The 21,170-nt window shown below is 74.7% G+C and carries 22 protein-coding genes; 13 read left to right on the top strand and 9 right to left on the bottom strand.

The genetic code is table 11. The annotated features are described in order from the left end of the window. Positions 1–19 precede the first annotated feature (19 nt). Complete coding sequence (locus tag ACI79E_RS08470; RefSeq protein WP_456932084.1) at positions 20–193, top strand: DUF1059 domain-containing protein; 174 nt, start codon at positions 20–22, stop codon at positions 191–193. Positions 194–230: 37 nt separating this feature from the next. Here the strand turns inward: ACI79E_RS08470 and ACI79E_RS08465 are convergent, their stop codons facing one another. Then, on the bottom strand, positions 231–1,154 hold the full coding sequence (locus ACI79E_RS08465; protein ID WP_456932083.1) for an aldo/keto reductase: 924 nt from the start codon (positions 1,152–1,154) through the stop codon (positions 231–233). Between the two features lie 184 nt (positions 1,155–1,338). Between ACI79E_RS08465 and ACI79E_RS08460 the strand changes: the two genes are divergently transcribed. The 6 genes from ACI79E_RS08460 (at position 1,339) to ACI79E_RS08435 (ending at position 6,714) form a co-directional block, all read left to right on the top strand. After that, positions 1,339–1,623, top strand: coding sequence for an HU family DNA-binding protein (locus ACI79E_RS08460; RefSeq protein WP_091223132.1), 285 nt, complete (start codon positions 1,339–1,341; stop codon positions 1,621–1,623). 179 nt (positions 1,624–1,802) lie between these two features. Further along, positions 1,803–3,059 carry a serine hydrolase domain-containing protein gene (locus ACI79E_RS08455; RefSeq protein ID WP_456932082.1) on the top strand — a complete coding sequence of 419 codons (1,257 nt, stop codon included), beginning with the start codon at positions 1,803–1,805 and terminating at the stop codon, positions 3,057–3,059. 190 nt (positions 3,060–3,249) lie between these two features. Then, positions 3,250–4,110, top strand: a complete 861-nt coding sequence (folP, locus tag ACI79E_RS08450) for a dihydropteroate synthase (protein WP_456932081.1) — start codon at positions 3,250–3,252, stop codon at positions 4,108–4,110. Positions 4,111–4,175: 65 nt separating this feature from the next. Next, positions 4,176–4,556 (top strand): VOC family protein, encoded by a 381-nt coding sequence (locus ACI79E_RS08445; RefSeq protein ID WP_456932080.1) that lies wholly within the window; start codon positions 4,176–4,178, stop codon positions 4,554–4,556. A gap of 51 nt (positions 4,557–4,607) precedes the next feature. Continuing rightward, on the top strand, positions 4,608–5,033 hold the full coding sequence (locus tag ACI79E_RS08440; protein WP_456932079.1) for a PaaI family thioesterase: 426 nt from the start codon (positions 4,608–4,610) through the stop codon (positions 5,031–5,033). A 67-nt stretch (positions 5,034–5,100) separates the two neighbouring features. After that, entirely contained in the window at positions 5,101–6,714 is a 1,614-nt protein-coding gene (locus ACI79E_RS08435; protein ID WP_456932078.1) for a 4-coumarate--CoA ligase family protein, read from the top strand. A gap of 19 nt (positions 6,715–6,733) precedes the next feature. Here ACI79E_RS08435 and ACI79E_RS08430 read toward each other — a convergent pair whose 3' ends face one another. Further along, entirely contained in the window at positions 6,734–7,717 is a 984-nt protein-coding gene (locus ACI79E_RS08430) for an AraC family transcriptional regulator (protein WP_456932077.1), read from the bottom strand. 152 nt (positions 7,718–7,869) lie between these two features. On the opposite strand from ACI79E_RS08430, the gene ACI79E_RS08425 reads away from it, so the two are divergent. Next, positions 7,870–8,553, top strand: coding sequence for an NAD(P)-dependent oxidoreductase (locus ACI79E_RS08425; RefSeq protein ID WP_456932076.1), 684 nt, complete (start codon positions 7,870–7,872; stop codon positions 8,551–8,553). Between the two features lie 132 nt (positions 8,554–8,685). Then, positions 8,686–9,675, top strand: a complete 990-nt coding sequence (locus tag ACI79E_RS08420; protein ID WP_456932075.1) for an NAD(P)H-quinone oxidoreductase — start codon at positions 8,686–8,688, stop codon at positions 9,673–9,675. Between the two features lie 21 nt (positions 9,676–9,696). Here ACI79E_RS08420 and ACI79E_RS08415 read toward each other — a convergent pair whose 3' ends face one another. Then, positions 9,697–10,920 carry a cysteine desulfurase-like protein gene (locus ACI79E_RS08415; protein WP_456932074.1) on the bottom strand — a complete coding sequence of 408 codons (1,224 nt, stop codon included), beginning with the start codon at positions 10,918–10,920 and terminating at the stop codon, positions 9,697–9,699. A 90-nt stretch (positions 10,921–11,010) separates the two neighbouring features. Between ACI79E_RS08415 and ACI79E_RS08410 the strand changes: the two genes are divergently transcribed. Continuing rightward, positions 11,011–11,568 carry a bacterial proteasome activator family protein gene (locus tag ACI79E_RS08410; protein ID WP_456932073.1) on the top strand — a complete coding sequence of 186 codons (558 nt, stop codon included), beginning with the start codon at positions 11,011–11,013 and terminating at the stop codon, positions 11,566–11,568. A 163-nt stretch (positions 11,569–11,731) separates the two neighbouring features. Here ACI79E_RS08410 and ACI79E_RS08405 read toward each other — a convergent pair whose 3' ends face one another. The 5 genes from ACI79E_RS08405 to serS form a co-directional block, all read right to left on the bottom strand. After that, positions 11,732–13,363 carry a methyl-accepting chemotaxis protein gene (locus tag ACI79E_RS08405; protein ID WP_456932072.1) on the bottom strand — a complete coding sequence of 544 codons (1,632 nt, stop codon included), beginning with the start codon at positions 13,361–13,363 and terminating at the stop codon, positions 11,732–11,734. A gap of 244 nt (positions 13,364–13,607) precedes the next feature. After that, complete coding sequence (locus tag ACI79E_RS08400; RefSeq protein WP_456932071.1) at positions 13,608–15,203, bottom strand: methyl-accepting chemotaxis protein; 1,596 nt, start codon at positions 15,201–15,203, stop codon at positions 13,608–13,610. A 142-nt stretch (positions 15,204–15,345) separates the two neighbouring features. Further along, positions 15,346–16,149, bottom strand: a complete 804-nt coding sequence (locus ACI79E_RS08395) for an HAD hydrolase family protein (protein WP_456932070.1) — start codon at positions 16,147–16,149, stop codon at positions 15,346–15,348. A gap of 11 nt (positions 16,150–16,160) precedes the next feature. Further along, on the bottom strand, positions 16,161–17,072 hold the full coding sequence (locus ACI79E_RS08390; protein WP_456932069.1) for an HAD family hydrolase: 912 nt from the start codon (positions 17,070–17,072) through the stop codon (positions 16,161–16,163). Continuing rightward, entirely contained in the window at positions 17,069–18,361 is a 1,293-nt protein-coding gene (serS, locus tag ACI79E_RS08385) for a serine--tRNA ligase (protein ID WP_456932068.1), read from the bottom strand. Before serS ends, ACI79E_RS08390 begins: the two co-directional genes overlap by 4 nt. Before the next feature lie 97 nt (positions 18,362–18,458). Between serS and ACI79E_RS08380 the strand changes: the two genes are divergently transcribed. From ACI79E_RS08380 to ACI79E_RS08370, 3 genes are all read left to right on the top strand, one after another. Further along, positions 18,459–19,901 (top strand): GuaB1 family IMP dehydrogenase-related protein, encoded by a 1,443-nt coding sequence (locus ACI79E_RS08380; RefSeq protein WP_456932067.1) that lies wholly within the window; start codon positions 18,459–18,461, stop codon positions 19,899–19,901. Beyond that, the gene (locus ACI79E_RS08375) at positions 19,898–20,245 is read left to right on the top strand and encodes a metallopeptidase family protein (protein WP_456932066.1); all 348 of its coding nucleotides are present in this window, start codon (positions 19,898–19,900) and stop codon (positions 20,243–20,245) included. The genes ACI79E_RS08380 and ACI79E_RS08375 overlap by 4 nt, the downstream gene beginning before the upstream one ends. A 64-nt stretch (positions 20,246–20,309) precedes the next feature. Further along, a complete protein-coding gene (locus ACI79E_RS08370; RefSeq protein WP_456932065.1) occupies positions 20,310–20,639 on the top strand; it encodes a GroES family chaperonin in 330 nt (109 codons plus the stop codon). A gap of 36 nt (positions 20,640–20,675) precedes the next feature. On the opposite strand, the gene ACI79E_RS08365 is transcribed toward ACI79E_RS08370, so the two are convergent. Beyond that, a complete protein-coding gene (locus tag ACI79E_RS08365) occupies positions 20,676–21,143 on the bottom strand; it encodes a MarR family winged helix-turn-helix transcriptional regulator (protein WP_456932064.1) in 468 nt (155 codons plus the stop codon). Positions 21,144–21,170: the final 27 nt, after the last annotated feature.

The raw sequence follows: 21,170 nt of genomic DNA, 5'->3' as shown, positions 1-21,170 counted from the left end.
CGCACCTCTGGAGAGACCGATGAAGAGCTTCGCCTGCGGCGACATCATCCCCGGCTGCGACGCCACCTTCACCGCCGCCGACGACGCCGGGATCCTCGCCCAGACCCGCCGGCACGCCGTCGAGGCCCACGGCGCGCCCGAGCCCGGCTCGAGCTCCGACGCCGCGGTCCTCCCCGCGATCCGGACGGTCTGAGCGAGGGGCCCCTCCGGCCGCGCCGTGGGGGCCCTGCTCAGGCCGACGCGTCGGTGAGCAGCTGCCGCTGGTCGTCGGTGAGCACGAGGTCCTGCATCGGCAGCAGGTCGGCCAGCTGGTCGACCGACCGGCCGCTGGCGATCGGCGCGACCACGGTCGGCTGGTCGGCCAGCCAGCGCAGCGCCACCGCCGCACCGGGGACCCGGTGCGCCTGCGCCACCTCCTGCACCGCGGCCAGCACGCGGTCGCCCCGCTCCCCCACGTACGCCGCCGCCCCCTTCGCGCGCGGCGAGTCGACCTGCTCCCCCGCGCGGTACTTGCCGGTCAGGAAGCCCCGGGCCAGGGCGAAGTACGGCAGCACCCCGAGCCCGCGCTCCTGGACCACGTCGCGCAGCTCCGCCTCGTAGGCCGGCCGCTCCATGAGGTTGTAGTGCGGCTGCAGCGCCGCGTACCGGGTCACGCCCAGCCGCTCGGAGGTGTCCAGGGCCTCGGTCAGCCGCTCCGCCGAGTAGTTCGAGGCCGCGACGTACCGGACCTTGCCGGACTGCACCAGCTCGTCGAACGCCTGCAGCGTCTCCTCCAGCGGCGTCGTCGCGTCGTCGTAGTGGGCGTAGTACAGGTCGATCCGGTCGGTCTGCAGCCGGCGCAGCGACCCCTCGGCCGCCGTGCGGATCGCCGCCGCCGACAGCGGGTGCTCCTTCTCCAGCGGGGAGGCCTTCGTCGCCACCACGACCCGGTCCCGCGCGTCGCGCGAGGCCATCCAGGCGCCGAGGATCTCCTCCGACCGCCCCTTCCCGTAGGACTCCGCGGTGTCCACGAACGGGGCCTGCGTGCTCGGGGTCGCGTCGGCGAAACGGTCCAGCACCGCGAAGGACGTCGCCTCGTCCGCCGTCCAGCCGAAGACGTTGCCGCCCAGGCACAGGTCGCTGACGGTCAGGTCGGTCCCGGGGAGCTGCGGCATGCTCCCACGCTAAGGGCGCGGGGTGCGCGTCGCCGCCCGATCGGGTGGGACCGGTGGTGCGTGAGGGACCCGTCCGACCCCCTCGGTGGCGGATCGTCAGACCCGCATGGCAGCGTGCCACCGGTCCGACCTCGGCGGATCCGCCGCGGTCGCACCTCCCACAGCCGCTCTCGGAAGGAAGATCGTGAACAAGGCCGAACTCGTCTCCGCCATCGCCAAGCGGGCCGACGTGCCCACCTCGACCGTCGACTCGGTGCTCGCCGGGCTCCAGGACGAGCTCGTCGACGCCATCACCCGCGGTGAGAAGGTCGCCGTCTCCGGCCTGCTGACCGTCGAGCGCACCCAGCGCTCGGCGCGCACCGGCCGCAACCCGCAGACCGGCGAGTCCATCGACATCCCCGCGGCCAACACCGTCAAGGTCACCGCCGGCTCGAACCTGAAGAAGGCCGCCAGCAACGTCCCGGTGTGACCGCACCGTCGTAGCGACGTCCCGGTGTGACCGCACCGTCGGAGCGACGTCCCGGTGTGAGCCACCGCGGGCCGTCGGGGCCGGCGGCCGCACCCGTGTGGCCTGACCCACAGCGTCGTGGGTCAGGATGCGGGGCGGACGCCGCCCGACGGCGGGCGCGCGGGGCGAACGGAGGGCACGTGACGACCGAGCTGCAGGTGGACACCGACCCGGCCGAGGTGGGGTTCGACCCCGGCCGCCTGAGCCGCATCGACCGGCGGCTGGCCCGCTGGGTGGACGAGGGCCGCCTGCCCGGCTTCCTCGTGACGGTGGCCCGCCACGGTCGCCTCGTGCACGTGGGCCGCTCCGGGCACCGGGACGTCGAGGCCGGGCTGCCGGTCGAGACCGACACCCGCTGGCGCATCTACTCGATGACCAAGCCGATCACCTCCGTCGCGGCGATGATGCTGTACGAGGAGGGCGCCTTCGAGCTCACCGACCCGATCGCGCGGTGGCTGCCCGAGTTCGCCGAGACCCGCGTCTACGTGGCCGGCTCGGCGCAGAAGCCGGTGACCGCGCCCCAGGTGGAGCCGATCCGGGTCTGGCACCTGCTCACCCACACCGCGGGGCTGACCTACGGGTTCCACCACGCCCACCCGGTCGACGCGATGTACCGGGCCGCCGGCCACGAGTGGGGCACCCCGGCCGGCGCCGACTCCGCCGAGGTCTGCCGGCAGTGGGCCGCGGTCCCCCTGGTCTTCCAGCCCGGCTCGGAGTGGAACTACGGGGTCTCCACCGACGTCCTCGGCCGGCTGGTCGAGGTGCTGTCCGGCCAGCCGCTGGACGAGTTCTTCGAGCAGCGCATCTTCGCCCCGCTCGGCATGCGGGACACCTCCTTCGGGCTGCGCGAGGGCGACGACCCCGAGTCGCTGGCCCGCCTCTACACCGCCGTCCCGGGGCAGCCCGGCGGCGCGCCCACGACCTACGCCCCGCTCGACACGATGGGCGCGGCGGCGCTGCGCAAGCCGGCGTTCCTCTCCGGCGGCGGCGGGCTGGTCTCGACCGCCGGTGACTACCTGCGCTTCATCGAGCTGCTGCGCCGCGGCGGTGCCCACGACGGCGGCCGCCTGCTGGGCCCGCGCACGATCGCGCACATGACCCGCAACCACCTGCCGGGCAACACCGACCTCGAGACCTTCGGCCGGCCGCTGTTCGCCGAGACGCCGCTGCGCGGGGTGGGCTTCGGGCTGGGCTTCTCCATGGTCATCGACCCCGTCCGCTACGGCGTGGTGGCCAGCGCCGGCGACTACAGCTGGGGCGGGGCGGCGTCCACCGCCTTCTACGTCGACCCGGTCGAGGACGTGACGGTGGGCTTCTACACCCAGCTGCTGCCCTCGAGCACGCTGCCGATCCGCAACTACCTGCGGGCGCTGGTCAACCAGGCCCTGGTGGACTGAACCGCACCGTCGAGATCGCGTGATCTCGCACGCAGGACCGCGAACCGCTCACACGTAGCGGCGGGAGAGGGCGGTCGCGAGCCGTGGTCGACCGTCAGCCGGACCGTCGTCGCTGCCATCCGTCGCCCTCCCGCCGTGCGGTCATCTGGTTGGCTGACCCCACCACAGGCACCGGGGGACGGAGGACGGGTTGCTGCGTCTGGGAGCCCTCGACGTACCGCCCGGGCGGCTGGTCGTCATGGCGATCGTCAACCGCACCCCGGACTCGTTCTACGACCGCGGCGCCACCTACGAGCTGGCCGCCGCCGTCGACCGGGTGGACCGGGTGGTCGCCGAGGGGGCGGACATGGTGGACGTCGGCGGGGTGAAGGCCGCGCCCGGGGAGGACGTCGACGCCGCCGAGGAGATCCGGCGCACCGTCGACCTGGTCGCCGCCATCCGCGCGGCCCACCCGGCGCTGCCCATCTCGATCGACACGTGGCGCGCGGAGGTGGCGCGGGAGGCGCTGGCCGCCGGTGCCGACGTCGTCAACGACGCGTGGGGCGGGGTCGACCCGGAGCTGCCGTCGGTCGCGGCCGAGGCGGGCGCGGGGCTGGTCTGCACCCACGCCGGCGGCCTGCCCCCGCGCACCCGTCCGCACCGGGTCACCTACGACGACGTGGTGGCCGACGTGGTGGCCCGGACGACGGCGCTGGCCGAGGCCGCCGTGGCCGCGGGCGTGGACCGCGAGCGGGTGCTGGTCGACCCCGGGCACGACTTCGGCAAGAACACCCGCCACTCGCTGGAGGCGACCCGGCGGCTGGACGAGCTGGTCGCCACGGGCTGGCCGGTGCTGGTGGCGCTGTCGAACAAGGACTTCGTCGGCGAGTCCCTCGACGTCCCCCTGGAGGAGCGGCTGACCGGCACCCTCGCGGCCACGGCGGTGAGCGCCTGGCTCGGCGCGACGGTCTTCCGCGCGCACGACGTCGCGGCGACCCGTCAGACGCTGGACATGGTCGCGGCCATCCGCGGCGACGTGGCCCCGCTGCGCACCACCCGCGGCCTGGCCTGAGGCCCTGGTGGCGCGCTCCCCGCGGGTCTAGCCTGCGCCGCACCGATCGGCCAGGAGGTGGCGGGATGAGCGGCAGGGTCGTGCACTTCGAGCTCCCCTTCGACGACGGGGACCGGGCGCGGGCGTTCTACAAGGAGGCGTTCGGCTGGCAGGTCCAGGAGATGCCGGACATGGCGTACACGCTGGTCGTGTCCGGTCCCAGCGGCGACCAGGGACCGACCGAGCCCGGCTTCATCAACGGCGGCATGATGGCCCGCGAGGGCGGCCCCGCGACCGCACCGGTCATCGTCGTCGACGTGGAGAGCATCGACGTCGCGCTGGAGCGGATCGGGGAGCTCGGCGGGTCCACGGTCGCGCCCAGGATGCCGGTGGGTGACATGGGCTTCGCCGCGTACGTGCGCGACCCGGAGGGCAACGTCATCGGCCTGTGGGAGACCGCCGGCTGATCCCGGGGGAGCTGCGACGGGTGGACGGCGGCGGTCGATAGGTTCCGCGCCATGGCCGCCACCGGGTTCCACACCGCCGACGAGCTCAACGCCCTGCTGCCGGGCACCCTCCCCGGCCTGCTGGGGCTGACGATCACCGCGCACGAGCCCGGACGGCTGGAGTCCGCCCTCGACGTGCGGCCGGAGCTGCTGGCGCCGAACGGCTACCTGCACGCGGCCACCGTGGTCGGGCTGGCCGACACCTCCTGCGGGCTGGCCACCCGCGCGCTCCTGCCCGAGGGCTCGTCCGGGTTCACCACCATCGAGCTGAAGAGCAACTTCCTGGGCACCGTCCGGGAGGGGCGGATCACCGCGGTCGCCACCAACGCCCACGCCGGGCGGACGACGCAGGTGTGGGACGCCGTGGTCACCGCGGTCGGCTCGGGGAGGACGATCGCGCTGTTCCGCTGCACGCAGTCGGTGCTCTGGCCGCGGTGACACGGGCGGGTGTCCCCCCTGTGGTGCAGGCCACGTGGGATGTGAGACTGGCGCCACACCTGACGAGATGAGGAGCTCCTCCGTGGCGCTGGCCAGCCCGTACCCCGACGTCGAGATCCCGGACCTGTCGGTCCCCGCCTACGTCCTGTCCGCCGGCGGAGCACGACCGGAGGCACCGGCGCTCGTCGACGGGCTCAGCGGCGACACGATCACCCACGGCCAGCTCGCCGCCTACGTCGACCGCGTCGCGGCCGCGCTGCACGCCCGGGGCCTGCGCAAGGGCGACGTGGTCGCCGTCTTCTGCCCCAACACGCCCTGGTACCCGGTGGTCTTCCACGGCATCGCCGCGGCCGGCTGTGTGATGTCGCCGATCAACTCCCTGTACACGCCCGACGAGATCGCCTTCCAGCTGCGCGACTCCGGGGCGAAGGTGCTCATCACCGTCTCGCCGTTCCTGGACCGCGCGAAGGCCGCCGTCCAGCAGGCGCCGGTCCAGGAGGTCGTCGTCATGGACGGCGCCGAGGGGCACTCCTCGCTGCTGGACCTGCTCAGCAGCGACGCGCCGTCGGTGCAGGTGGACATCGACCCGGCCGAGGACCTGGTGACGCTGCCGTACTCCAGCGGCACGACGGGGCTGCCCAAGGGCGTCATGCTCACCCACCGCAACCTCGTGGCCAACGTGCTGCAGATGCGGCCGATCATGAACGCCCACGACGGCGACGAGCGGATCATCGCCGTCCTGCCGTTCTTCCACATCTACGGCCTGACCGTGCTGATGAACCAGGGCCTGGTCGCCGGCACGGTCGTGACGCTGCCCCGCTTCGACCTCGAGGAGTTCCTCCGGGTCATCCAGGACCAGCGCATCACCCGCGCGTTCGTGGCGCCGCCGATCGTGCTGGCGCTGGCCAAGCACCCGCTGGTCGACCAGTACGACCTCTCCTCCCTGCGCACCATCACCTCCGGTGCCGCACCGCTGGACGAGGGGCTGGCACTGGCCGCCGAGCAGCGGCTGCGCAGGGGCGCCCCGGAGGGGGTCACCATCGCGCAGGGCTACGGCATGACCGAGCTGTCGCCGGTCTCGCACAGCACCCCCGACGCCGGCATGGAGCCCCCCGGCTTCACCGGCCCGGTGCCGAAGGGCTCGGTCGGGGTGGCGGTGCCCAACACCGAGTGCCGGCTGGTCGACCCGGCCACCGGCCAGGACGTCGGCCCCGGCGAGCGCGGGGAGCTGTGGGTGCGCGGGCCGCAGGTGATGAAGGGCTACCTCAACAACCCGCAGGCCACCGCCGACACCCTCGACCCCGAGGGCTGGCTGCACACCGGCGACGTCGCGGTGGTCGACGAGAACGGCGTCTACACCGTCGTCGACCGGGTCAAGGAGCTGATCAAGTACAAGGGCTACCAGGTGGCCCCGGCCGAGCTCGAGGCCGTGTTGCTCGGGCACCCGGAGATCGCCGACGCCGCGGTCATCGGGGTCAAGGACGACGAGAGCGGCGAGGAACTGCCCAAGGCGTTCGTCGTCCGGGCCGCCGGCTCGACGCTGACCCCGGAGGCGGTCATGGACTACATGGCCGGCAAGGTGGCGCCGCACAAGAAGGTCCGGCTCGTGGAGTTCATCGAGCAGGTGCCGAAGTCCTCGGCCGGCAAGATCCTGCGGAAGGACCTCAAGGCCGCCAACTGACGCCCCGCTCGCGCGGGCCTCACGGGGCGCCGTCCGCACCGGCTGCGGACGGCGCCCCGTGCCCCGGCCCGTTCCGGACCGCGCCCGGCGGCACGCCCACGACCCGCTTGTACGCGCGGGCGAAGGCGGCCTCGGACTCGTAGCCGAGCCGGCGGGCGAGCTCCCCGGCCGTCGTCCCGGACGTGAGGGCGACGGTGGCCAGGTGCATCCGCCAGCGGGCGACGTAGTGCATGGCCGGCTCGCCGGCGAGCTCGGTGAACCGGGCCGCGAAGGCCGAGCGGGACATCCGCGCCTCCCGCGCCAGCCGCTCGACGGTCCACGCCTCGCCCGGCGAGCGGTGCACCCGCGCGACCGCGCGGCCGACCTGCGGATCGCGCAGCGCGCGCAGCCACCCCGGCCCGGTGGCACCGGAGTCCAGCCACGTCCGGACCGCGTGGATGACGACGACGTCGGCCAGCCGGGTGACCACGGCCTCGGTGCCCGGCCGGTCGTGCCGTGCCTCGTCGGCCAGCAACCCGAGCAGCACCGGGAGCCAGCCCGCCCGGGCGGCGTCGTCACCGGGGACGTGCAGGACGGGCGGCAGCAGGTCCAGCAGGTGCACGGCACCGGGGCGCTCGGGCTCGACCACACCGCAGAGCAGCCCGGCCGGCGCACCGCCGCCCCCCAGCCGCATCACGGTGAAGTGCTCTCCGACGGGTTCCTGGGGCAGCACGTCGGCCCGGCCGGCGACCCGGGCGCCGGGTCCGCTGCGCAGCAGGTGCCCGCGGCCGTGCGGGACCAGGGCGAGGTCACCGGCCCGCAGGCGGTGCGTCGCGCCGTCCACCTCCAGCAGGCAGCCGCCCTCGGTGACCACGTGGAAGCTCATGCACCCCTCGAACGGCGGCATCTCCAGCCCCCACGGCGCGGTGGCCTCCACGCGGCAGTGGAACGTGCCCCGGACACGCAGGTCGAACAACACCCGGCCGACCGGGTCGACCGGCGTCCACGGCGGAACGGTGCTCACGACGCGAGCCTCACCGGCGCGCGGCCGGGCGTCCAGGGGAGCTGGACGAACGGTCACGGACGCCGGACGGGCGGGCATGGTCGGGGAGCTCCCGCGTCCACAGGATCGGTCGTGCCGGCCGGGAGGGCCGGCACAACCGGGAGGAGCAGGTCATGCGCGTGCTGGTCGTGGGTGCCACGGGAGGGTCGGGCAGGGCGGCGGTGGACGCGCTCGTCGCCCGCGGGCACGAGGTGACGGCGTTCGCGCGCCGCGCGGGGGCGGACCTCGGCGATCGCGGAGGGGTGCGGCCCGTCGACGGGGACGCCACCGTCGCCGCTGACGTCGAGCGAGCGGTCCGGGGGCAGGACGCCGTCGTCGTCACGCTGGGCATCAGCGAGCACCCGCTGCGCGTGCGGCTGCTCGGCGCCGCGGGCACGGCCCTGGACGTCCGGTCGCGGGGCACGGCGCAGGTCGTCGCGGCCATGCGCCGCCACGGCGTCCGGCGTCTGGTCGTGCAGTCGTCCTACGGCGTCGGGGAGACGTGGGCGCGGCTGCCGCTGTCCAGCCGGCTGGTCCTCGCCTTGCTGCTGGGTCCGCAGATCGCCGACCACGAGCGCCAGGAGCGGCTGGTCCGTGACAGCGGTCTGGACTGGGTCGTCGTCCGGCCCGTGTACCTGACCGACGGGGACGAGCCGGCCACCGTGTCGACCGTGGGTGCGGTCGAGGAGTGGCGGGTCTCCCGCCGGGCCGTGGGCGCCGTCCTCGCCGACGCGGTGGAGGGCGACGGGTGGCTGGCCGGCAGCATCGCGGTCTCGGGTGCCGCAGCACCGGCGCCCACGCCAGCCGCTCGGCGGTGAGCCGTCCCGGGCCCCGCCCCGGGCCCGCGAGGGGTGGGGAGGACGGGGTCCCCCTCGGCTCTCGGCCCCGTCCCGGGCCCCGCCCCGAGCCTGCGAGGGGTGGGGAGGACGGGGTCCTTCTAGGGTCGGGGTATGCGCGCGGTGACTCTGAGCGGACCGGGTGGGCCCGAGGTGCTGCAGTGGGGCGAGGTGCCCGACCCGGTGCTCAAGCCGGGCGAGGTGCTCGTCGACGTGGTCGCCACCGCGGTCAACCGGGCCGACCTGCTGCAGCGCGCCGGCAACTACCCGCCGCCCCCGGGCGCCAGTGAGGTCCTCGGCCTGGAGTGCAGCGGGGTCATCAGCGAGGTCGGTGAGGGCGTGACCGGCTGGTCGGTGGGCGACGAGGTGTGCGCGCTGCTGTCCGGTGGCGGCTACGCCGAGCGGGTCGCCGTCCCGGCCGGGCAGCTGCTCCCGCGTCCGGCCGGCGTCGAGCTGGCCACCGCGGCGGCGCTGCCGGAGGTGGTCTGCACGGTGTGGTCCAACGTCTTCATGCTGGCCGGGCTGACCCGCGGCGACGACTTCCTCGTCCACGGCGGCTCCAGCGGGATCGGGACGATGGCGATCCAGCTGGCGGCCCGCGCCGGCGCCCGGGTGTTCACCACCGCCGGCACCGCGGCCAAGCTGGACGTCTGCCGGGAGCTCGGCGCCGACGTGCTGATCAACTACCGCGACGAGGACTTCGTGGCCTGCGTGCGGGAGGAGACCGACGGCGCCGGCGTCGACGTCGTCCTCGACAACATGGGCGCCAAGTACCTGGCGCGCAACGTCGACGCGCTGGCCACCGGGGGCCGGCTGGTCACCATCGGCATGCAGGGCGGGACGAGGGCCGAGCTCGACCTCGGCACCCTGATGCGCAAGCGGGGCACGATCCACGCCACGACGCTGCGGGCCCGCCCCGCGACCGGCCCCGGCGGCAAGGCGGAGATCGTCGCCGCGGTGCGGCACGACGTGTGGCCGGACGTCGAGCGCGGCGTCGTGCGGCCGATCATCGACCGCCGGCTGCCGATGGCGCGGGCCGCCGAGGCGCACCGGGTGGTCGACGCCAGCGAGCACGTCGGCAAGGTGCTGCTGGTCAACGAGTGAGCCGGCCCGCGCGGGGACGGCTCAGCGGGGCCGCAGCGCGGCGACCGAGTCGACGAGGTAGCCGACCTCGTCGGCGGTGTTGTAGTGCATGAGGCCCAGCTGCACCGCGCCGCCCTCCTCGTTCACCCCGAGGGCGTCGAAGAGCTCGCGGGCGTAGAAGTCGCCGTCCCAGGCGCAGATGCCGCGGCGGGCGAGCTCGACGGCGACCTGCCGCGGCCGCATGCCGGCGACGGTGAACGACAGCGTGGGTGTGGTGCTGGCCGCCGAGCCGAGGACCTGCACGTGCCGCATGGCGCGCAGTGCCTGGTCCAGCCACGCGAACAGGTCGCTCTCGTACGCGGCGACGGCGGCCATCGACGTCCGCAGCCGCTCGCGGCGCGAGCCGGCCGCCCGGTCGCTGAGCCCGGCCAGGTGGTCGACGGCGGCGGTGACCCCGGCCAGCAGCTCGAACGGCGGCGTCCCGCTCTCGAAGCGGTCCGGCACCCGGTCGGGGACGGGCGCGAGCTTGTCCGGGTGCAGCTCGCCGAGCAGCGCGGGGTCGGCCACGACCGCGCCCACGTGCGGGCCGCACCACCGGTCCGCCGCGACGGCCAGGAAGTCCGCGCCGAGCTCCGCGACGTCGAGCAGGGTGTGCGCGGCGGCGTGCACCCCGTCGACGTAGACCAGGGCCCCGACCGCGTGCGCCCGCTGCGCGATCGCGGCGACGTCCGGGCGGGTGCCGAGGGCGCTGCTGGCGGCGGTGAGGCTGACCAGCCGGGTGCGGCTGGTCAGCAGCTCGTCGTACTGCCAGTCCGGCAGCTCGCCGGTCTCGATGTCCACCTCGGCCCACCGGACGGCGACGCCGTGGTGCGCGGCGAGCTGCACCCAGGGGCGGATGTTGGCGTCGTGGTCCAGCCGGCTCACCACGATCTCGTCACCGGGGCGCCACGTGCGGGCCAGGGCCCGGGCCATCGTGTAGGTCAGCGACGTCATGTTCGCCCCGAGGACGACGCCGGTGGGGACCCCGCCGACCAGGTCGGCCACCGCGGCGCGGGCGCTGGCGACCAGCCCCTCGGCGCGGGCCGACGCCGGGAACACCCCGCCGCGGTCGGCCACCGGGACCCGCATGGCCTGGGCGACGGCGTAGACGACGCTCTCGGGCAGCAGGGCGCCGGCCGGCCCGTCGGCGTGGACGAAGCCGTCGGACAGGCCCGGGAACAGACCGCGGACGCGCGCGACGTCCAGGTGCCCCTCCCCCGGTCCCATGGTCTTCGACCCTAGACGCTGCGGCCCGCGCCCCTGGCGGGCCGGCCGGGCGCCCGGCGGGGTCCGCGCCCGTCGGGGGAGGATGGGGACATGACCGCACCGGGAAACGGGAGTGAACGCCCTCAGCAGGTCGTCGTCGTCGGCCCCGACGGCCGGCCGGTCGGCACGATGCCCATGCCACAGGGCCAGGACGGCGACGGCGCCGACGGCGAGGCCACCATCGGCGACATGGTCGAGCAGCCGGCGAAGGTCATGCGGATCGGCACCATGATCAAGCAGCTGCTGGAGGAGGTCCGGGCCGCGCCGCTGGACGAGGCCAGCCGGCAGCGGCTGCGCGACATCCACGCCTCCTCCATCCGCGAGCTGGAGCAGGGCCTGGCGCCGGAGCTGCGCGACGAGCTGGAGCGGATCACGCTGCCCTTCGCCGAGGACGAGACGCCCTCGGACGCCGAGCTGCGGATCGCCCAGGCCCAGCTGGTGGGCTGGCTGGAGGGGGTCTTCCACGGCATCCAGACCGCGCTGTTCGCCCAGCAGATGGCCGCCCGCGCCCAGCTGGAGGAGATGCGCCGGCGCGCGCTGCCCGGCGGCCAGCCGGGGGTGCCGCCGCAGCAGCCGGACTTCCGCCCCGGCGGCGGGCAGTACCTGTAGCACCTCCCCCGTGACGCTGCGGAGCGGGCCGTTCCCCTGACCGGGTGAACGGCCCGCTCCCGTCGTTTCACCCCGGCCGGAGCCGCCGACCCCACCACCCCGGCCGGAGCCGGGACGTGGCGGCGCCGTCCCCCGCGGGGGTGGGGACGGCGCCGTCGTCCGCTCAGACGGTGAACCGCCGGACGGCGTCCTGCAGCTCACCGCTCATGCGGGCCAGCTCCGCCGCCGCGCGCTGGGCGTCGGCCACCCGGGCGTTGGTCTCCTCGGTACCGGCGGCCAGGCCGGTGATCGCCGCGGCGATGTCCCGCGAGCCCCCGGCGGCCTCGGCCACGTTGCGGTTCATCTCGTTGGTGGTCGCCGTCTGCTCCTCGACCGCCGCGGCGATGGTCGCCTGGAAGTCGTTGATCTCGCCGATCACCGAGCTGATCTGACCGATGGCCTCCACCGCCCCGGCGGTGTCGGCCTGGATCGCGTCGACCCGCCGCGAGATGTCCTCGGTCGCCCGCGCCGTCTCCTGCGCCAGCTCCTTGACCTCGCTGGCCACCACCGCGAAGCCCTTGCCGGCCTCCCCGGCCCGCGCGGCCTCGATCGTGGCGTTGAGCGCCAGCAGGTTGGTCTGCTCGGCGATGCCGTTGATCAGCTTCACCACCGTGGCGATCTCCTGCGAGGAGTCACCCAGCTTCCCGACCGTGCGGGTGGTGTCCTCGGCGACGGTGACGGCCTGCCCGGCGACCCGCGCGGCCGCCGTCGCGTTCTGGGCGATCTCCCGGATCGCGGTCTCCATCTGCGAGGACCCCGTCGCCACGGTGTCGACGCTGGAGGCGACCTCGCCGGCCGAGGCCACGACCACACCGGCCTGGCCGGCCGCGGTCCGCGCGTTGTCGGCGATCCCGTCGGCGGCGACGTTCAGCTTCTGCGACGCACCCTCCAGACGCCGCGCCGAGTCCCCGACCAGGGTCAGCACGTGCCCGATCGCGTCCAGGGTGTGGTCCACCGACCGGGCGACCTCACCGATCTCGGCACCACCGGTCTCCCCGACCCGCACGCTCAGGTCACCCTCGGCGACCCGGTCGAGCACCTCGCGCACCCGCTGCACCGGCCGGGTCACCGAACGGACCAGCAGCAGCGCCAGCACCACCGAGACGGCCAGGCCGAGGGTCACCACGACGACGGTCAGCGTGCGGGCCGCGCTGTAGGCGTCCTGCGCGGCCGCGGCGGTGCTCGACGCGACGGCGGCCTGGGCCTTCGTGGCCGCACCGAAGGCCTCGACCGCCGTGGCCTCGTACCCCTTGAGCTGGCCGATCGTGGCCGCCGCCGCCTGCATGTCCCGCGCGGCCAGGTGGCCCTGCAGCTCCAGCTGCAGCTGGAAGTACTGCCCGGCGGCCTCCTGGTAGGCGGCGAAGTGCTCGGCCACACCAGGGGCCAGCGGCTGCTGTGCCACGACGTCGCCCTGGGCCTCCAGGGCCTCCTGTGCCTCGGCCGCGGACGCCGCGTCCAGGGCGTTGACCTCCGGGCCCGCGCTGACGATGAGCGACCGGGCCGAGAACGCCTCGTGCGTCCACCAGGCGGTCTGCAGCTCCTCGAGCGCCTGGAGCGGGACGGTGCCCTCCCGGTACACCCGCTCCGCGCTGTCGCTGAGCACGCCCATCCGCTGCACCCCGATCGCCCCGACGGCGAGGGTGGTGAGGGCGACGAGCAACAGCGCGGCGAACAGCCGGCCCCGGAGGCCGACGCGGGCGAGGACCCCTGGCGTCGGCGGTGCGGCGGGCGGTGCGGGGGCGTGGGCGGCGTCCATGCGGGCTCCTGGGCGTCGTGACGGTCGGGCCGCCGTCCGTGACGGCCCTGGCCAGACTGTCGGCGGACACGTGTCCGCCTTGAGCCGAGATGTGTCCGTGCTCACCCCGACCGGGTCCCCGGTCCCACCCGTCACTCCGGCGTCCCCGGGCACGACGACGGCGCCGTCCCGGGGAGGGACGGCGCCGTCGAGCGCGGGCCGTGCTCATGGACCGTCGGGGCGGGCGGCGCCCCGACGGCGCCGGTCAGAAGCGGAAGCCGCCGACGAGGTCCCGCAGCCGCGTGGACACCGCGGCGAGCTCCTGCGCGGCCTCCTGGGAGGCCCCGACGTGCTCGGACGTGGCCCGGGCGACCCCCGCGACGCCCTCGATGCCGGTCGCGATCTGCCCCGACCCGGTGGCCGCCTCGGCGACGCTGCGGTTCATCTCGGCCGTGGTGGCCGTCTGCTCCTCCACCGCCGAGGCGATCGTCGTCTGGTAGTCGTTGATCCGGGAGATCACCTCGGCCACCTCGGCGATGGCGGTCACGGCGCTGCCGGTGTCGGCCTGGATGGCCTCGACCCGCCGGGCGATGTCCTCGGTGGCCCGCGCCGTCTCCTGGGACAGCTCCTTGACCTCGTTGGCCACGACCGCGAAGCCCTTGCCCGCGTCACCGGCCCGGGCGGCCTCGATCGTGGCGTTGAGGGCCAGCAGGTTCGTCTGCTCCGCGATCGAGGAGATCACCTTGACGACGTCGCCGATGGTGCGGCTGGACTCCCCCAGCCGGGACACCGTCTCGGTCGTCGTCCCGACGGCCACCACCGCCCGGCCGGCGACCGAGGCGGCCTCGGTGGCGTTCTGTGCGATCTCGCGGATGGAGGCGCCCATCTGCTCGGAGCCGGCGGCGACGGTCTGCACGCTGGAGGAGACCTCGCCGGCCGCGGTGGCGACGACGGCGGCCTGCGCCGAGGACTCCTCCGCGCCGCTGGAGATCTGCCGGGACAGGTCGCCCACCCGGCCGCTGGCGGTGGTCAGCGCCCCGATCGCCTCGTGGAAGGTGGCCATGAGGCGGCTCAGCGACTCCAGCGCGGTGTTGGTGGACGCCGCCATCCGGCCGATCTCGTCCCCGCTGCGCACCTCGAGCCGGCGGGTCAGGTCACCCTCGGCGACCGCGACGAAGGCGCTCTCGGCCTCGGCCAGCGGCCGGGTGATCCCGCGGGTGATCCGCCAGGCGATGACCGTGGCGAGCACGGCGGCGGCGGCGCAGATCAGCACCATCGTGAGCAGGAAGCCCGACGCGATGCCCCGCGCCTCGTCGCTCAGCGTGGCGTTCATCGCCTCCTCCATGTCGATGAGGACGTTGATCGCGGCCAGCCACTCCACGAACAGCGGCTTGGCCTGCGTGGTGAGCAGCTGCAGCGCCGCGGCGTCCTGCCCGGCGCGGGTCAGCTCGACCACCTGGTCGATCAGCGGCAGGGTCTCGGCCTCGATGCGCTGGATCTCGGCCAGCGCGGCGACCTCGTCGTCACCGACGTTGGCCGGGTCGGCGAACAGGTCGTCCATCGGACCGGCCGAAGCCGTGTACTTGGCGGCCAGCTCCGCGATGAGGTCGACCTCCTGCTGCAGCTCGGCCGGGGTGGTGCTGAGGACGACGTCCCGCAGCGCGATCGCACGGTCGTGGACGCTGCCCCGGAAGTTGATGGCGTAGCGCTGCTTGACGCTGTTGAGGTCGTTGATCGTCGTCAGGTGGGAGTTGATCGTCTCCACCCGCCAGACCCCGATGGCGGTCGACCCCACCAGCGCGAGGACGACGACGAGGAAGCCGAGGACGAGGCGTCGGCTGATGGACAGGTTCTTACCCATGGGGCGCTCCGGCTGACCGTGGACCGAGGAGACGGGCTCTCCGTCGCAGCAGGTGTCGGCGCGGCGGTCGGCCGTGTTGAGCCGAACGGTGGAGTGACTACACCGGGTCGGATGGGTGGTGCACGACACACCCGACCCGCGGTCAGAGCGTGGCGAGGAAGGCGGCGACCCCGTCGTCGTCGTTGGTGCCCGTGACGTCGGTGGCCGCGGCGAGCAGGTCGGGGTGGGCGTGCGCCATGGCCACCGCGCGCCCGCCGGCCTCGCGCACCCAGTCGAAGGCGGCGATGTCGTTGGGCATGTCCCCGAAGACGACGACGTCCTCCGGGCCGACGCCGTGCCCTGCTGCGACCTTCGCCAGGCCGGTGGCCTTGGTGACGCCGAGTGCGGAGATCTCGGCCAGCGCGTCGCTGGAGGAGTTCGTGACCGTGGCCCGGCCGGCCACCACCGTCTCGACCAGGGCGACGAACTCGTCGCGCGGCAGCCGCTCGTGGCGGGCCAGCAGCTTGGCCACGGGGACGGCCACCAGCTCCTCCAGCGGAGCGACGGAGACGCCGGGCGCGTCGACGTCCCAGCGCGGCTGGTAGACCGGCTCGTGACGGAACTCCAGGCCGTACTCGACGGCGAACCAGGTGTCCGGCTGCTGGCGGCGGAGCTCGGCGGTGACCACCTGCAGCACCTCGGGCTCGAGGTGGTCCTCGTCGAGGATCTCGAAGGACGCGAGGTCCAGCAGCACCGCGCCGTTGCAGCAGACGGCGGTGCCGTGGTGCAGCACCTCGCGGATGCGGGTCATCCAGCGCGGCGGCCGGCCGGTGGCCAGCACGACGGGGACGCCGTCGGCCCGCCAGCGCTCCAGCTCGGCGACGGTCTCCTCGCTCACCGTGTCGTCCCGGCGCAGGAGCGTGCCGTCCATGTCGCTGGCGATCAGCCTGGGCTTCCAGTCAGACATCGCGCACCCGGTCAGACACCGAGGACCGCCTCCAGGTACCGGGCCACGCCGTCCGCGTCGTGCCCGCTGGTGCGCAGCGGGGTGGCGGCGAGGACGTCGGGGTGTGCGTTGGCGACGGCGACCGCCCGGCCCCCGGCGGTCCGCACCGCCTCCAGCATCGGCAGGTCGTTGGGCATGTCGCCGAACACGAGGACGTCGCCGAACCCGACGCCGTACCGCTCCAGCGCGATGGCCAGCCCGGACGCCTTCGTGACGCCGACCGGCAGGACCTCGATGAAGCCGAGCCCGGCGTGGGTCAGCTCGGCCTCGGCCGGGCCGACGACCCGCCGGGCGCGGGCCAGCAGCTCGTCCTGGCCGAGGGAGGCCGACCGCAGGAACACCTTGAGCACCGCGCCCTGCGGCAGCACCTGGGCGCGCGGGAGGAGGTGGGCCGGCTCCGGGTAGGGCCAGTCGAAGCCGTGCTGGACGCGCAGCGCGCTGTGCACCTCGGCCTGCTCGGCGGCGTCCTCGACGGCGACGATCAGCTCACCGGCCACCGCCTCGATCCGCTCGATGACCGCCATCGCCTGGTCCCGGGGCAGCCCGACGGTGCGCAGCACCTCGTCGCGCTCCAGGTCGACGACGAACCCGCCCTGGGCCAGGACGGCGATGCCGCGGCCGTCCATCGCCTCCCGGACGCTGTCGAGCAGGCGCGGACCGCGGCCGGTCACGCCCACGACCGGGATCCCGGCGTCCCAGCAGGCCTCCAGCGCCGCCCGCGTGCGCGGGCTGACCTCGCCGTCGGAGCGCAGCAGGGTGCCGTCGAGGTCGCTGGCCACCAGCTTGGGGCGCCAGCCGTCCAGGTCGCCGGGCTCGACCACGCGGTCGGCGTGCGGGGAGGGGACGTGCCCGGAGAGCACGGCCCGGGGCGCGGTGTCGCTCATGCGGGCACCGGCGCCGCCAGGGTCATGCCGGGGGTGAGGACCTCGGAGCCGCCGAGCCACGGGCGCAGCGCCGCCGGGACGTGCACCGAGCCGTCGGCGCGCTGGTGCACCTCGAGCAGGCAGGCGATGGTGCGGGCGATGGCGCACAGCGTGCCGTTGAGCGTGGCCGCGGGCTGGTTGCGCCCGTCGGCGTCGCGGTACCGGATGGCCAGCCGGCGGGCCTGGAAGGTGGTGCAGTCCGAGGTGCTGGTCAGCTCGCGGTAGGTGCCCTGGCTGGGGAACCAGGCCTCGATGTCGTACTTGCGGGCGGCGCTGGTGCCCAGGTCACCGGCGGCGATGTCGACCACCCGGTAGGGCAGCTCCAGCAGCTGGAGGAACTCCTCCTCCCAGGCCAGCAGCCGCAGGTGCTCCTCGGCGGCCTCCTCGGGCCGGCAGAAGCTGAACATCTCGACCTTGTCGAACCAGTGCACGCGGATGATGCCGCGGGTGTCCTTGCCGTAGGAGCCGGCCTCGCGGCGGAAGCAGGAGGACCAGCCGGCGTAGCGGCGGGGGCCGGCCGAGAGGTCCAGCACCTCACCGGAGTGCATGCCGGCCAGCGCCACCTCGGAGGTGCCCACGAGGTAGAGGTCGTCGCGCTCGACCCGGTAGACCTCCTCGTCGTGCTCGCCGAGGAAGCCGGTGCCCTCCATGGCCTCGGGCCGCACCAGGGCGGGGGCGACGACGGGGGTGAAGCCGGCCGCGACCGCCCGGCTGATGGCGAGCTGGGCGAGGGCGAACTCCAGCAGTGCGCCCGGGCCGGTGAGGAAGTAGAACCGGGCTCCGGAGACCTTCGCCCCGCGCTCCATGTCGATCGCGCCGAGCGCCTCGCCGATCTCCAGGTGGTCGCGCACGGGGAAGTCGTAGGCGGGCACCTCACCGACGGTGCGCATCGTCACCGCGTCGTCCTCGCCGCCGGGCGGCACCTCGTCGTGGACGACGTTCGGGATCCGCAGGTGCGCCTCCCGCAGTGCGGCGTCCGCGGTGCGCAGCGCCTCCTCGGCCTCCTTGACCTGGGCCGCCAGGGCCCTGGCCCGCTCCAGGACGGCGGGCCGCTCCTCCGGGGAGGCCTTCTTCACCGCCTGCGAGGCGGCCTTCTGCTCGGCGCGGAGGTCGTCGGCGCGCTTGACCGCCTCGCGGCGGGCGGCGTCGGCGGCGAGCAGGTCGTCGACCCGGGACTCGTCGGCCCCGCGGGCGCGCTGGCTGGCCTTGACGAGGTCGGGGTGCTCACGCACGAGTCGCAGGTCGATCACCCAGCCGATGGTACGGACGCGCCGCGCCGCGCCGTCCCGCCCGGCGGGATCGGGTGATCGCGTCCGGCCGGGGGCGCTCGTGCGGGACAATGGGGTCATGCGCTTCCTGGGTGGCACCCGTCCGGCGACCGACCTGACCTACGCCGACGTGTTCATGGTGCCCAACCACTCGACCGTGGGGTCCCGGCTCGAGGTCGACCTGACCACGCCCGACCGGGTGGGCACGACGATCCCCGTCGTGGTCGCGAACATGACCGCGATCTCCGGACGCCGCATGGCCGAGACCGTCGCCCGCCGCGGCGGGCTCGCCGTGCTCCCGCAGGACATCCCGGTGGACGTCGTCGGCGAGGTCGTGTCGTGGGTGAAGTCCCGGCACCCGGTCTACGACACCCCGATCACGCTCGACCCGTCGTCCACCGTCGCCGAGGCGCTGTCGCTCATGCACAAGCGCGCGCACGGCGTCGTCGTGGTGGTGTCCGAGGGCCGTCCGGTCGGGGTGGTCACCGACGGCGCCTGCCAGGGCGTGGACCGCTTCACCCAGCTCGCGCAGGTCATGACCGAGCCGCTCACCGTCCCGGCCGGCACCGACCTGCCCAAGATCTTCGACGTCCTGTCCGACGAGCGGGTCAACGCCGCACCCGTGGTGGAGGGCGACCGGCTGGTCGGGCTGATCACCCGCAAGGGCGCGCTGCGCTCGGCGCTGTACCAGCCCGCGGTCGACGCCGAGGGCCTCCTCCTCACCGCGGCCGCCGTCGGCATCAACGGCGACGTCGCGGGCAAGGCCGGCGCCCTGCTTGCCTCCGGCGTCGACGTGCTCGTCGTCGACACCGCGCACGGGCACCAGGAGAAGGCCGTCGAGGCGGTCCGCGCGGTGCGGTCGGTGGCCGGCGGGGGCGGGCGGGAGATCCCGATCGTGGCCGGCAACGTGGTGACCGCCGAGGGCACCCGCGACCTCATCGAGGCCGGCGCGGACGTCGTCAAGGTCGGCGTCGGGCCCGGCGCGATGTGCACCACGCGGATGATGACCGGCGTCGGCCGGCCCCAGTTCTCCGCCGTCGAGGAGTGCGCCGCGGCGGCGCGGGCGCTGGGCCGGCACGTGTGGGCCGACGGCGGCGTCCGCCACCCGCGCGACGTGGCGCTGGCGCTGGCCGCCGGTGCGGCGAACGTGATGGTCGGCTCCTGGTTCGCCGGCACCTACGAGTCGGCCGGCGACATCCACGACGACGGCAACGGCCGGCAGTACAAGGAGTCCTTCGGCATGGCCTCGGCCCGCGCGGTCAAGGCCCGGACGTCGGCGCAGAGCGGCTTCGAGCGGGCCCGCGCCGGCCTGTTCGAGGAGGGCATCAGCTCCTCGCGGATGTACCTCGACCCGGCCCGCCCCGGCGTCGAGGACCTCATCGACCAGATCGTGGCCGGGGTGCGGTCCTCCTGCACCTACGCCGGTGCGCGCACCGTCGACCAGCTGCACGAGCGCGCGGTCCTGGGGGTGCAGAGCGCGGCCGGCTACGAGGAGGGCCGGCCGCTGCCGACCAGCTGGTGAAGCCGCTCCCGCTCCCGGTGTTCGAGGCCCTGGTCGCCGACGCCCTCGACGAGGTCCCGGCCGAGCTCATGGCGCTGCTGGACAACGTCGTCGTGCTGGTCGAGGACCGCAACGAGGAGGAGCCGGACCTGCTCGGCCTCTACGACGGCCACGCCCTGACCGAGCGCGGCTGGCACTACGGCGGCGCCCTGCCGGACCGGATCATGATCTACCGCGAGGCCATCTGCGCCATCTGCTCGACCGCCGAGGAGGTCGTCGAGGAGGTCACGATCACCGTCGTCCACGAGATCGCGCACCACTTCGGCATCGACGACGAGCGGCTGCACGAACTCGGCTGGGGCTGAGCGGGGCCGATCCGGCCGAAGTGGCCACATCGGCCGCTCGCGGCGCCGCGTAACGTGACCCGGCGTGGCTGACGTCAAGGGCTCAGGGCTGCCGATCAAGATGCTGCACGACCGCATCCTGGTGGCGCTCCGCAAGGAGGACGGCGAGCGCCGCTCCACCGGCGGCATCCTCATCCCGGCGACCGCCCAGGTGGCCAAGCGGCTGGTGTGGGGCGAGGCGCGGGGCGTCGGCGCCGGCGTCCGCCAGGTGAAGGTCGGCGACCAGGTGCTGTTCTCCCCCGAGGACCAGCACGAGGTCGAGGTGCACGGCGAGGAGCTGATCATCCTGCGCGAGCGGGACGTGCACGCCGTCGCGGCCGAGCGGATCGAGGAGTCCACCGGCCTCTACCTCTGAGGCCCCGCCGCACCACGCCGTGTGCACGGGATGCGGTCAGTCGGCGGGGCGGGCGTGGCGCTCGATCACCGCGGTCATCTCCTCCAGGAACCGGCGGACGACGGCCAGCTCCTCGTCGTCGAAGCCGGCCATCGCCGCGGTGAGGTCGCGGTTGAGGCCGCCGAAGTACTCCGCCCCGGCCGCCATCGCCTCCTCCGACATCTCCAGGGCCACCCGGCGCCGGTCCGCGGGGTCACGGACCCGCCGCACGTGGCCGACCCGCTCCAGCCGGTCGACCAGCGCGGTCACCGACGCCGAGCTGAGCTCCACGGCCGAGCCGAGGGCACCGGCGGTCAGCGCCTGACCGCGGCGGGCGGCGTCCATGATCGCCACCAGCGCCCGGACGTCGGTGCGGTTGAGCCCGTGCAGGACGGCGAACCGCTGACCGACCGCGTCCAGCTCGACGGTCAGCCGCCGCAGCAGCAGCGCCAGCTCCTGCCGCGTCCGGGCTGCGTCCTCGGCCACGCACCACCTCCGATGGCGCGCGGCCTC

This window comes from Geodermatophilus sp. SYSU D00079, assembly GCF_054050635.1.
Note: the sequence above shows the minus strand (reverse complement) of the source record. Positions and strands in the feature narration are given on the sequence as shown.

Bases quoted from the DNA above. Each gene is read 5' to 3' on its own strand.
- ACI79E_RS08410 (WP_456932073.1), top strand. From the start codon at position 11,011: ATGACCGCACCGGGAAACGGGAGTGAACGCCCTCAGCAGGTCGTCGTC.
- ACI79E_RS08445 (WP_456932080.1), top strand. From the start codon at position 4,176: ATGAGCGGCAGGGTCGTGCACTTCGAGCTCCCCTTCGACGACGGGGAC.
- ACI79E_RS08415 (WP_456932074.1), bottom strand. From the start codon at position 10,920: ATGGGACCGGGGGAGGGGCACCTGGACGTCGCGCGCGTCCGCGGTCTG.
- ACI79E_RS08400 (WP_456932071.1), bottom strand. From the start codon at position 15,203: ATGGGTAAGAACCTGTCCATCAGCCGACGCCTCGTCCTCGGCTTCCTC.
- ACI79E_RS08390 (WP_456932069.1), bottom strand. From the start codon at position 17,072: ATGAGCGACACCGCGCCCCGGGCCGTGCTCTCCGGGCACGTCCCCTCC.
- ACI79E_RS08440 (WP_456932079.1), top strand. From the start codon at position 4,608: ATGGCCGCCACCGGGTTCCACACCGCCGACGAGCTCAACGCCCTGCTG.
- ACI79E_RS08465 (WP_456932083.1), bottom strand. From the start codon at position 1,154: ATGCCGCAGCTCCCCGGGACCGACCTGACCGTCAGCGACCTGTGCCTG.
- ACI79E_RS08435 (WP_456932078.1), top strand. From the start codon at position 5,101: ATGAGGAGCTCCTCCGTGGCGCTGGCCAGCCCGTACCCCGACGTCGAG.
- ACI79E_RS08420 (WP_456932075.1), top strand. From the start codon at position 8,686: ATGCGCGCGGTGACTCTGAGCGGACCGGGTGGGCCCGAGGTGCTGCAG.
- ACI79E_RS08395 (WP_456932070.1), bottom strand. From the start codon at position 16,149: ATGTCTGACTGGAAGCCCAGGCTGATCGCCAGCGACATGGACGGCACG.
- ACI79E_RS08380 (WP_456932067.1), top strand. From the start codon at position 18,459: ATGCGCTTCCTGGGTGGCACCCGTCCGGCGACCGACCTGACCTACGCC.
- ACI79E_RS08425 (WP_456932076.1), top strand. From the start codon at position 7,870: ATGCGCGTGCTGGTCGTGGGTGCCACGGGAGGGTCGGGCAGGGCGGCG.
- ACI79E_RS08405 (WP_456932072.1), bottom strand. From the start codon at position 13,363: ATGGACGCCGCCCACGCCCCCGCACCGCCCGCCGCACCGCCGACGCCA.
- ACI79E_RS08470 (WP_456932084.1), top strand. From the start codon at position 20: ATGAAGAGCTTCGCCTGCGGCGACATCATCCCCGGCTGCGACGCCACC.